Below are 11,160 nucleotides of genomic sequence, written 5' to 3'. Positions count from 1 at the left end.
GGGTAGTCCTCGACGGTGTCCGGGACGACGAAGTACCAGAAGGCGTCCCAGACGGCGGGCTCGTCGAAGTGGAGAATGGGTTGAATACGGTCGTGCGGCGGGTAGATTTCGGGGTCGTGACGCGGGCTGAAGAACGTCTCGTCGGCGCGCGCTTCCTGTTCGTCCCAGCGGACGCCGGAGATGACGCCGTCCACGTCGTACTCTTCGAGCGCGTCGTTGAGCGCGACGGTCTTCAGCAGGTGGTTGCCGACGTAGGTGTCGAGCAGGAACGGGAACGTGTCGTCCTCGTATTCGAGGAGGTCACGAACGTGGTGCTGGTTGTGCTCCGAGAGGGCGCCGATTTCGATGTCGTCGCCCGGTTCGAGACCGTGCTCGTCCACGTAGCCACCCACGTCCTCGTTGCGGGCGTAGATGACTTCGAGGTCCCACTCGTCGGCCCAGTGTTCCACGAAGTCGTGGATCTCCTGGAAGTGCTGGTAGTGGTCGATGAACACTGCCGGGGGGACTTCCAAATCGTAGCGCTCCGCGACTTCCTTGATGAAGTACAGCGTGAGCGTCGAGTCCTTTCCACCGGTCCACATGACGGCGGGGTTTTCGTACTCTTCGAGACCCTTGCGGGTCACGTCGATTGCTTTCTCGATTTTATCTTCGAGCGAAGGGTAATCTTCGGGATTCTCTCCTTCGCCGTCCGTGTAGTCCACGTCGAGATAGTCGGGGAAGTCGTTTGGCATGGCGTGTAATTACATATAATTAGATGGCTAAAGTGCTTTTCGGCTCGTCGTGAAGAACCGTTTGGGTTAGTGAGGAGTCGAACTCGAATTTTCGAGCCATCGTTCGACAGAGTTCGAGTTTCCGGAAAACAAACAGCGAATACGGCCCTTGGATCATCTCTGAAGAGCGTATGCATGCATAAATACGTTTTTGTGAACCGTTCCCGGTCGTGAATCGCTCTCAGTTCGGTTCACGAACGGAGAGATATCGAGTGCGCTGATGTCTGCATCGTCGATACCCCGTTTCTAAAAAGCGAATCGAAGAAGTAGCTACACTCTACGTTCCTGCGGAGGCCGCACGGTATCCAATTAGCTGATGAACTTGTTGTCGCGCCAGTTCACGCCGCTGGACGACGAGTTCTCCTTGCGTGGCCCCTCGACGACTTCGATGGACGCCGGTCGGTCGTCGCCGTCCACGATGCGGGTGGCTTCGAGTTCGCCACCGACTTCGGAGATGGCGGTCAGCGTGCCTTTCTCGGCCTTGCGCGCGATGGTGCACAGCACTTCGAACATCGGGTACTGCACCGCGGTGTTCTGGAGCACCGTCTCGCGGTCGCCCTTGAACGCGGCCATCTCGATGAGTTCACCGGTCGGTTCCTCCTCTTCCTCCTCCTCCGGCGTGCCCCATCGTGGTGCGTTGCGTCGCGCTTCCTCTTCCTCGGTGAAGACGCGCGTTTCCGAGACACTGGCTTTCAGTTGCGCGGTCGGGGTGTACTTGCTGATGCTTTCGTCCGTCGAGACCGCACTGATGATGAGTGTGTTGTTCCGGCGGGTGATATCGACGCTGTCGATTCCGTCCGGTAGGTCGGGGTCGCTTTCGAAGTGGTCGTAAACGGTTTCAAGCGGCAATTCGAGCGTCGAATGTAGTCGGTATACCTGGCTCATTTGTAGTCGTGGGTTCCGTCTCCCGTCGGCGGTACGTATTTGTCTACGCGCCCCGTGCTTATAGGGTCTACTCTTTCGGTTGCAAGTGCAACCTCCGCAATGACATCAGTCCGTTCGGAGTGTCGATTCGAGTTCATCTCGTTCTTCCATTTCGGCGAGGATGTCGCTGCCGCCGATGAATTCGCCGTCGACGTACGTTTGCGGGATCGTTTCCCAACCGCTGTACTCCGAGAGCGCCTCGCGGTAGGCGTCCAAGTTGTCGAGCACGTTCACCGTCTCGAACTCCTCACCACGATGCTCGTCCAGAAGTTCGACCGCGCGCATGGAGAACCCACACTGTGGCATGAGACGCGTCCCCTTCATGAAGAGCACCACTTCGTTTTCCTCGATTGCCGAATCGACCCGTTCCTCGACTTCCTCGGCGGATAGCGCTTCGCCGGGTGTGAAGGTCATACACTTGCGTAGGCACCCACGCCGCAAAGAAGTTGCGCCCGCGTCACGACGTGCCGTTCACGAACCGGGAACGGGTGACGATTCGCGAGTCCCGACGGTCGTCACCTCGCTCGGCCGTTCGAAAAATGAGTACATCGATCGTCTACGGTTTCCGCCCTATTCGTCGCTGCCGACGCCGATGACTTGCACCAGCGAGTAGACGGGGACGCCGTTCAGTTCCTCGATACCGCTCTTGTCGGCAAGGACGATACAGGCGACTGGCTCACCGCCACGGTCCTGGATGGCCTCGATGGTCTCGGTCATCGTCGTCCCGCTGGTGATGGTGTCGTCCACGACGTAGCACTCGCGGTTCCGAATCTGTGCGAAGTTCCGCGAGAAACTGCCGCCGTACTCGTTGATGTCGCCCTCGTCCCACTGGTGCTTGCGCGGCGCGTAGGTCCCGAGGTCGGTGTCGAGTTCGCGGGCCACGGTGGTCGCGAGCGGGGCACCTGCCTTCTCGATACCGATGGTCAGATCGACCTCCTCGCCGTGTTTCGAGAGCATGTCGGCCATCGCTGCTCCCACGTGGGAGAGGCGACTGCTGTCGCGGCCGATGGCGCTCCAATCGACGTGGATGTCCTGCGGCCCACCCGCCGGTTCGTGACTCGGCGTACTGCCACTGCGCTCGACCAGCCAACTGGCCGTCTCGCGCGACACGTTCAGTTCGTCAGCGATCTCTCCCTTCGAGAGGCCGCGTTCCGCGAGTTCGGCCGCACTATCGATGAGGTCGTCAACGTTCTTCATTGTCGTAGAATTTCACCGCCGCCTTTATTGTCGTTTCGTCGTTCGCAAAAGCCTCTTCGACGTTCGACGAATCGAAAATACCTGTCACGAGGTCGTCCAATAACCACTCCGGAAGCCCCGAAAGCGTCTCTATCGCCGCCTCGAAATGGCGATAGCCGGAGTTGACGCTCCCGACGAGCGCCTTGTTGTGCATTACGAGTTCCCGGTGAAGGGCACCGCCGTCCACTTCGAACGTCCATTCGTCCGGGACGCCGAGTAGGGCGGCGACGCCGTTCGGTGCGAGCGCTTCGATGCTCTCGAAGGCGTGTTTCGGGTAGCCGGTCGCCTCGAAGATGAAGTCCATCGGTTCGTACACGCCGGGAATCTCGGAGACGGGCGTCTCCCGCGAATCGACGTACGTCGCGCCGAGTTCCTCGATGATGTCGATGGTCGGGTCGGGTCGGTCGCGGCGGCCCAGACAGTACACTCGGTCGAACGACTCGGTGAGCATCGCCGTCGTGAGCAATCCGAGCGACCCGTTGCCGAGGACGAGCGCGCTCTCCGGTTGCCAGTCGAACGCCGAGCGCGATGCGCGGGCGAGTTCGATGGCCTTCTCGGCGATGCTGATGGGTTCGACCAGGAATCCCCACTCCGCGAGTTCGTCCGGGATGGGAAGCAGGAATTCGGTGGAACTGGTGAAGTACTCGCTCATGAAGCCGTGACCGCCGGTGATGCCTCGTTCGATGACGTCCTCCGGAGGGGACATATCGGGTTCACCGCGTTCGAAATACTCGGTTGGGCCGTCGGGAAGCGGACGGCGGACGGTCGGGACGACGATATCACCCTGCTTGAACGCCGTGCCGTTCGGATCCTCCACGACGCCGACGGCTTCGTGGCCGAGAACGAGATGGTCGTCGCCCGCGGGAAAGCCACCGTGATGCCCGGCGATGACTTCGTGGTCCGTCCCGTCGACGCCGACCCGAAGCGTCCGCACCAGAACCTCGTCCGTGTCGGGTTCCGGTCGGGGTGTTTCGATTACTTCCGGCGCGCGTGCCCCGCGCCTGAGTGCGATTGCATGCATACTGCTCCCTATCCACTAGGTATTCAAAACATTTATTCTTTACCGAGTAAAAAGTTCAGATGCAGTTGGACGGCCGCGAGCGTACGATTCCGTCCACATCGGACCTGAACACCTGTCCGACACGTCGCTTTCGGCCGTCCCGTTTTTCGAACCGGCGAAGTGCCACAACACCTGTCCCTTTGCGCGTCATGATTCGTGAGCATGCGTGCTGCACGACTCCACGAGTACACCGATGAGATGGACGACGCGCTCACTATCGAGGACGTCGACCGACCGTCGGCGACCGATCCGAACCACGTCGTCGTGGAAATCGAGGGAGCAGGGTGGTGTCAGACGGACAATCACGCCATCGAGGGGATGTGGGAGGAACGGATGGGTCAAACCCTCCCGATGACGCTCGGGCACGAAAACGCCGGAACCGTCGCGGAAACGGGCGACGACGTGACGCTGGTGTCGGAGGGCGACACCGTCGTCTGCCATCCGGCGATGACCTGCGGCATCTGTCGGGCCTGTCGTCTGGGACAGGACATGCACTGTGAGAACCTCGCCTTCCCCGGCCTCTCGACGGACGGCGGGTTCGCGGAGTATCTCCTGACGAACGAGCGTGCGGTGATCCCGCTCCCGGAAGGGGTCGATCCGAAGGAAATCGCCCCCCACGCGGACGCCGGAATCACGGCGTACCACGCGGTGAAAAAGGCGGTCGGGGAACTGAACCCCGGTGAACCCGCCGTCGTCGTCGGCGTCGGGGGTCTCGGCCACATCGGACTCCAAGCGCTTCGGGCGATGAGCGCCGCCGAGATAACGGCCATCGACGTGAAAGACGAAGCGCTAACGCTCGCGACCGACCTCGGCGCACACCACACCGTCAACTCACGAACGGAGGACGTGGCCGAGCGATTGGACGCCCTCACCGACGGAGCGGGCGTCCAGCAGGTCATCGACTTCGTCGGTGCCGACGAGACCTTGGACTACGCGCCGAACGTGCTCGCGGGCGGCGGGGACCACCACGTCGTCGGCTACGGTGGCCACATTCACGAACCGGCCCAAGCGCTCGTGGACGGCGACTTCGCCTATCGTGGAACACTCGTCGGTACCTACCCCGAACTCCAAGAGTTGTTGTCGCTCGTCGCGCGTGGCGAGGTGAGCCTGCGAACCTCGCGGTACGCGCTGGAGGACATCAACGACGTCGCGGCAAAACTGGAACACGGCGAAATCGAGGGGCGAGCCGTCATCGTTCCCTGAGCCGTTACCCGTCAGTCTTCGACGCGCACACGTTCGCCGGTTTCCGCCGACTCGTAAATCGCTTCGATGGTGCGCATATCGACCAGTCCGTGTCGTCCGTCAGGTTCTGGGCCGCGACCCGAGAGCAAACGGTCGGCGAAGTAGTCGAACTCCTCGACTTCCTCGTTCACGGGTTCGACGGAGAGTGCGGCTTCCACGTCGCCCCGCTCGACCGTCTCAGAACCCGGTGACGGATTCGAGCGTCGTGCTGGCGACTTCGGGATACTCATCGACCCCGGCGAACAGGACGAGTCGCTCGCCGAGTCGCTGGACGCGGTCCGCGGTATCTTCGTCCGTGATTTCCCCGTCCTCGATGTTCGAGCGGGCGTCGGGAATCCCGACTTCCACGGGGAGCGTCCACGCGTTCAGCGCGCGGCAGACCGACCGCAGGTGTTCGAGCGCGGGAGTCGGGAACCCGCATCCCGAAACCGCGAGCAGGCCGACCGTCTTCCCCTCGAACTCCTCGAACCCGCAGTAGTCGAGGGCCGTTTTCAACGGCGAGGAGTACGAACCGTGGTACATCGGCGTGGCGAGGAGCACCGCGTCGGCGTCCCGAATCGTCTCCCGCAGCGCTTCGGCGTCGGGCGGTGTCGCCTCGTCACCATCGAGCAACGGGAGGTCGTACGTTCGCAGGTCGACGAGCGTCGTCGTCGCACCCATCGACTCCGTCGCGTCGAGCGCACTCCGGAGGGCAACTCGTGTTTCGCTTCCGTCGCGCAGGCACCCACACAATCCCACGACGTGAATATCGAGTTCCATACGATATATCCCGGAGAGAGCCAGTAAAGCACTCGCTGAAGTACGGTTCAGTTGGAATAGTTTCACTTCCGGGATGATCGGAAGGGATTATCTAATCGGCCGAGGACTACTCCCAGAGCTGATACAGATCGTCGCGTGGCGGGTCAGCGATGATCTCGTCGTCCAGTACGAGTTCGCCATCTCCATCCCCTTCGACCGCACGACCGACGACGGCGGCCGAAATTCCGACATCCCGAAGCGCATCGAGTGCATCCTCGACCCCCTCTTCGGGAATCGCCGCAAGGAGCGCCCCCGAGCCGAAAATCCGGAGCGGGTCTACGGACATCGTGTCACAAAGCGTCCTCGTCACGTCCCGGACCGGAACGTCGTCGCGCTCGACTTCCAACCGGATTTCGGACGCCTCCGCCATCTCCAGTAAGCCGGTAATCACGCCGCCTTCCGTGGGGTCGTGCATGGCGTGGGCGTACTCCCGGAGGACGCGGGCGTCCTCGGCCACGCTAATCTCCTCGAAGAACGATTCACCCGCTTCCACCGCAGATTCCCCATCTACCGCCGCCGATTCCCCATCCACCGTCGTATCCGTCCCGACTTCGTCGCGGAAATCCGTGGCGAGGATGGCCGTCCCCTCGATTCCGGCCCCTTTCGTCAACACGAGTCGGTCGCCGGGTTCCACCCCGCCGGTCGGAACGTACTCGTCCGCCAGTCCCATCGCTGTCATCGTCACCGTCGGCCGCGAGAGGTCGGGGGCGTACTCGGAGTGACCGCCGACGATGGCGACATCGAGATTCTTCGCCGCCTCGTCTATCTGTTCAGTCACGATATCCAGCGTCTCCCGGTCGTCGTCGGGGAGAAACACCACGTTCGTCAGCCAGCGCGGGTCGGCACCGGAGCAGGCCACGTCGTTACAGGCGACGTTGACTGCCAGCGTGCCGAGTCTTTCGCGGGCCAGTGAGAGCGGGTCGGAGCTGACGACGAGGGTCTCGTCGCCTATTTCGATGGCGGCGGCGTCCTCACCGTAGCCGGGACCGACCTGCACGTCGTCGTCCTGCGCACCCGTGCGCGAGACGACGAGCGCGAGGTCGTCCGGGTCGAGTTTGCCGATCATGGCACGAACTTTCGAGGGAGCCCCAATGTGCGTTTCGTCGTCGTCCGCACCGGTCCCGTTCCGTATCGATTCCACTCCGCACCGGTCCCGTTCCGCACCAGTCCTTTTGCCGGATGCCGTCGTACCCTGTTCGGGGGTATCATGGCAGACAGAATGCAGACCGGACCGATTCTGATACTGGGGGAGGAGGCACAGCGAACCAGCGGGCGGGACGCCCGCGAGATGAACGTCACCGCCGGGCGGGCGGTCGCCGAGGCGGTACGAACCACGCTCGGCCCGCGCGGGATGGACAAGATGCTCGTCGATTCGATGGGCGACGTGGTCGTGACGAACGACGGGGTGACCATCCTCACGGAGATGGACATCGAGCATCCGGCGGCGACGATGATGGTCGAAGTCGCCGAAACACAGGAGGACGAGACCGGCGACGGGACGACCACGGCGGTCATCCTCGCTGGCGACCTCCTCCGACGGGCGGAGGACTTACTCGAACAAGGCGTCCATCCGACGACGGTCGCACGCGGCTACCGCCTCGCCAGCGAGGAGGCGTATCGGCTGCTCGAAACGGCATCCCATCCGGTCGAGGAGCGGGACCTCCTCACTGAGATTGCACAGACCGCGATGACCGGGAAGGGTGCGGAGGCGGCCAAAGAGGCGCTCTCGGAACTCGTCGTGCGGGCGGTTCGCGCCGTCTACGACGAGGATGGTGACGGCGAGGACATCGACCTCTCGAACGTCACCGTGGAGACGGTCGTCGGGGGCGGCATCTCGGATTCGGAACTCGTGGAGGGCGTCGTCGTGGACAAGGAGCGCGTCAACGACGACATGCCGTGGCGCGTCGAGGACGCCACCATCGCGCTGGTGGACACACCCATCGAGGTGCAGGAGACAGAGACGGACACGGCGGTCAGCATCACCGACCCCGACCAGTTACAGGGCTTTTTGGACCGCGAGGAGGCCCAACTGCGGGAGATGGTCGAACGCATCACCGACAGCGGCGCGAACGTCGTCTTCTGTCAGAAAGGTATCGACGACATGGCCCAGCACCTGTTGGCACAGGAAGGGGTTCTCGCCGTCCGCCGGGCCAAGAAGAGCGACGTGCAACACCTCGCGCGGGCGACGGGGGCGCGCGTCGTCTCCAGCCTCGGCGACATCGATCCCGACGACCTCGGCCACGCCGGAATCGTCGAGGAACGCAACGTCGCGGGCGACACCCGAATCTTCGTGGAGGAGTGTGACAACCCGCGAAGCGTCACCCTCCTGCTGCGCGGTGGGACCGAACACGTCGTCGAGGAGGTCGAGCGGGCGGTCCACGACAGTCTGGGCGTCGTGCGGGTCACCCTGCTGGACGGGCAGGTTCTCCCCGGTGGAGGTGCACCGGAAACGACGCTTGCACTCGGGTTGCGGGAGTACGCCGACGGCGTCGGCGGTCGGGAACAACTCGCCGTCGAGGCGTTCGCCGACGCGATGGAGACGGTGCCGCGCACCCTCGCGGAGAACGCGGGGATCAGTCCCATCGACGGCGTGACCGACCTCCGAAGCCGTCACGACGCGGGCGAGGAAAACGTCGGCCTCGATGCCGAAACCGGCGAGGTCGTGGACATGCTCGACGCTGGCGTGGTCGAACCCCGCCGCGTCAAATCCCGAGCCATCGGGAGCGCGACCGACGTGGCCGAACTCCTCCTCCGCATCGACGACGTGATTTCCGCGGGCGATCTCGGCGGCAGCGACGAAGCGGAAGCTCCGGAGACGGGCGGCATGGGAGGAATGGGCGGCATGGGTGGCGCGATATAGACGGGAAACGGGAGCGCTATTTTTTCGAGGACGGTCTCGGACGTTGCGAAAACTCCAATTTCGATCACTGTAGCGGCGCGAGTTCCTTCTCCATCTCGGGTTCCACGTTCGCGAAGACGGAGTGGGAACCCTCACGCTCTCGGGCACTCGGGGCGACCTGAATGAACTCGGCGTTCTCGCGGGCGGCGGGGATGTCGTGGCCGCCGCAGTAGCTCAACCCCGATCGGATTCCGGCGAGGAAGGTCGCGGTTTCGTCGGCGAGCGGGCCTTTGTACTCGGTCAGCCCCGCGATGCCCTCGTCCGCGTCCGGGGTGAGGCTCTTGTCGGTGCGGTTCTCGTTCGCGGCGGTGGAGGCCATGCCGCGCGAGCGCTTGAACGTCTTCCCCTCTACGGTGACCGTCTCGCCGGGTGCCTCGTCGGTTCCGGCGAAGAAGCTCCCCATCATGACGGTGTCCGCCCCGGCCATGAGCGCCTTCACGGCGTCGCCGGACGTTCGGATGCCGCCGTCCGCGACGATCGGGATTCCCAACGCTTCGGCTCGCTCCGAACAGTCGTCCACGGCGGTGAGTTGCGGGACGCCTGCCCCGGCGACCTTTCGGGTCGTGCAGTGGGAACCGGGACCGACGCCGACTTTCACGCCGTCCGCGCCCGCGGAGTAGAGGTCCGAGACGGCCTCGGGCGTCACGACGTTCCCGGCGACGAGTTCCGCGTCCGGGAATTCGGTGTCAATCTCGGCCACGGCGTCGAGACAGCGTTCCATGTGTCCGTGTGCGACGTCGACCATGATGCAGTCCACGCCCGCCTCCAGCGTCGCTTCCGTCCTGTCGAGGAATTCCTCGTTGATGCCGACGGCGGCACCGACGAGGCCGCCCGCATCCTTCACGGCCCGAACCTGCTCGGCCTGTTCCTCGATGCTCAAAAACCGGTGAATCGTGCCGAAGCCGCCCATCTCCGAGAGTGCGATCGCAGCGTCCGTCTCGGTGACGGTATCCATCGGCGCGCTCAACAGCGGCGTGTCGAGTTCGAGATTCGCGGTGAGATTCGTCGTCAGCGAGACGTCGCTCCGGCTATCGACCGGGGAGCGTTGCGGCACCAGCAGTACGTCACCATACGAAAGACCTGTCCGAACGTTCATCGGTAACCTTCACTCCCGAGTCGCCGACTCCACTTAACTCCACTGAAACGAGATACCCTCGCTGGAGAGTTCACCCACTGCAAGCGTATTTGCTTGCGGCCAGCGAACCATCTCCCATGACGACCATCGACGAAACGACGAACCTGACGACGTTGATCAACGTGTTCACCGTGGCTCCCGAAAAGCAGGACGAACTCGTGGAACTCCTCGCCGATGCGACCGAGGAGACCATGCGTCACCTCCCCGGATTCGTCTCGGCGAACATCCACCGAAGTAGGGACGGCGAACGCGTCGTCAACTACGCTCAGTGGGAGAGCGAAGCCGACTACGAAGCCATCTTCGAGCGCCCCGACGTACGCGAACACATGGACGGGGCGCTCGAACTCGCCACGGCGGACTACCATCTGTACGACGTTGCGTTTGTGGACGAACGATAGTCGATTCATCGCCGAGATTCCGGTGGCTTATTGCCATGCGGGCACTGGTTTTCTCGCATGGACGCGGCGCTGGGGGCACCCGAGAAGATGGCCGAACACAGCGACGAGTTGACGCCGATGATGCGTCAGTACTTCGAGTTGTGTCGGCAGTACGACGATTCGATGGTACTGTTTCAGGTCGGCGACTTCTACGAGACGTTCTGCGAGGCGGCTGAGCAGTGTTCGAGGATTCTGGAAATCACGCTCACGCAACGCGAGGACAACACGGGGACGTACCCGATGGCCGGGATTCCCATCGACAACGCCGAATCGTACATCGAAGCCCTCCTCGACGCGGGGTATCGCGTGGCGGTCGCGGACCAAGTACAGGACCCGGCGGACGCCTCCGGCGTGGTCGAACGCGCCGTCACCCGCGTCGTCACGCCCGGCACGCTGACCGAGGACGAACTGCTCCACGGCGACGACAACAACTTCGTCGCCTGTCTTTCCCACGACGAGGGCTACGGGCTCGCCATCCTCGACGTTTCGACGGGAGACTTCTACGCGACGACCGTCGAAACCGAGAGCGAGGTCCGAAGCGAGGTGGAGCGATTCGCCCCGACCGAGGCAATCGTCGCCCCCTCGATCGCGGATGAAACTACCGAATCCGACGTCTTCGACGCCGACTGCATGGTCACGACCTACGAGGAGGCCACGTT

General features: G+C 63.2%; 12 protein-coding genes and 1 pseudogene. 4 read left to right on the top strand and 9 right to left on the bottom strand.

Annotation, left to right across the window (positions count from 1 at the left end):
• The 5 genes from WBV42_RS11760 to WBV42_RS11740 all read right to left on the bottom strand — a co-directional run.
• Positions 1 to 731: phosphoadenosine phosphosulfate reductase family protein (locus tag WBV42_RS11760; protein ID WP_423986202.1), on the bottom strand; the 731-nt coding region annotated here is incomplete at its 3' end.
• Positions 732 to 1,079: 348 nt separating this feature from the next.
• Positions 1,080 to 1,655 carry a DUF7110 family protein gene (locus tag WBV42_RS11755; RefSeq protein ID WP_423986201.1) on the bottom strand — a complete coding sequence of 192 codons (576 nt, stop codon included), beginning with the start codon at positions 1,653 to 1,655 and terminating at the stop codon, positions 1,080 to 1,082.
• Between the two features lie 105 nt (positions 1,656 to 1,760).
• Positions 1,761 to 2,108 carry a glutaredoxin family protein gene (locus WBV42_RS11750; RefSeq protein WP_253226515.1) on the bottom strand — a complete coding sequence of 116 codons (348 nt, stop codon included), beginning with the start codon at positions 2,106 to 2,108 and terminating at the stop codon, positions 1,761 to 1,763.
• A 156-nt stretch (positions 2,109 to 2,264) separates the two neighbouring features.
• On the bottom strand, positions 2,265 to 2,891 hold the full coding sequence (gene gfcR, locus WBV42_RS11745; RefSeq protein WP_423986200.1) for a transcriptional regulator GfcR: 627 nt from the start codon (positions 2,889 to 2,891) through the stop codon (positions 2,265 to 2,267).
• Positions 2,878 to 3,951 (bottom strand): glucose 1-dehydrogenase, encoded by a 1,074-nt coding sequence (locus WBV42_RS11740; RefSeq protein WP_423986199.1) that lies wholly within the window; start codon positions 3,949 to 3,951, stop codon positions 2,878 to 2,880. The genes gfcR and WBV42_RS11740 overlap by 14 nt, the downstream gene beginning before the upstream one ends.
• A 201-nt stretch (positions 3,952 to 4,152) precedes the next feature.
• Here WBV42_RS11740 and WBV42_RS11735 point away from each other — a divergent pair, with 201 nt between their 5' ends.
• Positions 4,153 to 5,193: an NAD(P)-dependent alcohol dehydrogenase gene (locus tag WBV42_RS11735; RefSeq protein WP_423986198.1), complete on the top strand. Its 1,041-nt coding sequence runs from the start codon at positions 4,153 to 4,155 to the stop codon at positions 5,191 to 5,193.
• Between the two features lie 11 nt (positions 5,194 to 5,204).
• On the opposite strand, the gene WBV42_RS11730 is transcribed toward WBV42_RS11735, so the two are convergent.
• The 3 genes from WBV42_RS11730 to WBV42_RS11720 all read right to left on the bottom strand — a co-directional run bounded on the left by WBV42_RS11730 (position 5,205) and on the right by WBV42_RS11720 (position 7,096).
• Positions 5,205 to 5,390: a Gfo/Idh/MocA family oxidoreductase gene (locus tag WBV42_RS11730; protein WP_423986197.1), complete on the bottom strand. Its 186-nt coding sequence runs from the start codon at positions 5,388 to 5,390 to the stop codon at positions 5,205 to 5,207.
• Between the two features lie 19 nt (positions 5,391 to 5,409).
• Complete coding sequence (locus WBV42_RS11725; RefSeq protein WP_423986196.1) at positions 5,410 to 5,991, bottom strand: NADPH-dependent FMN reductase; 582 nt, start codon at positions 5,989 to 5,991, stop codon at positions 5,410 to 5,412.
• A 106-nt stretch (positions 5,992 to 6,097) separates the two neighbouring features.
• Positions 6,098 to 7,096: an AIR synthase family protein gene (locus WBV42_RS11720; protein WP_423986195.1), complete on the bottom strand. Its 999-nt coding sequence runs from the start codon at positions 7,094 to 7,096 to the stop codon at positions 6,098 to 6,100.
• Positions 7,097 to 7,249: 153 nt separating this feature from the next.
• Between WBV42_RS11720 and thsA the strand changes: the two genes are divergently transcribed.
• The gene (gene thsA, locus WBV42_RS11715; RefSeq protein WP_423986203.1) at positions 7,250 to 8,890 is read left to right on the top strand and encodes a thermosome subunit alpha; all 1,641 of its coding nucleotides are present in this window, start codon (positions 7,250 to 7,252) and stop codon (positions 8,888 to 8,890) included.
• 64 nt (positions 8,891 to 8,954) lie between these two features.
• On the opposite strand, the gene WBV42_RS11710 is transcribed toward thsA, so the two are convergent.
• Positions 8,955 to 10,025: a guanosine monophosphate reductase gene (locus WBV42_RS11710; RefSeq protein ID WP_423986194.1), complete on the bottom strand. Its 1,071-nt coding sequence runs from the start codon at positions 10,023 to 10,025 to the stop codon at positions 8,955 to 8,957.
• Positions 10,026 to 10,141: 116 nt separating this feature from the next.
• On the opposite strand from WBV42_RS11710, the gene WBV42_RS11705 reads away from it, so the two are divergent.
• Together WBV42_RS11705 and WBV42_RS11700 are read left to right on the top strand one after the other, a co-directional pair.
• Positions 10,142 to 10,462 carry an antibiotic biosynthesis monooxygenase family protein gene (locus tag WBV42_RS11705; protein WP_423986193.1) on the top strand — a complete coding sequence of 107 codons (321 nt, stop codon included), beginning with the start codon at positions 10,142 to 10,144 and terminating at the stop codon, positions 10,460 to 10,462.
• Between the two features lie 57 nt (positions 10,463 to 10,519).
• Positions 10,520 to 11,160: pseudogene (locus tag WBV42_RS11700) on the top strand (DNA mismatch repair protein MutS); the annotation flags it as partial.

The sequence above is a fragment of the Haladaptatus sp. genome, from assembly GCF_049589095.1.
Classification (GTDB): Archaea; Halobacteriota; Halobacteria; order Halobacteriales; family Haladaptataceae; genus Haladaptatus.
Note: the sequence above shows the minus strand (reverse complement) of the source record. Positions and strands in the feature narration are given on the sequence as shown.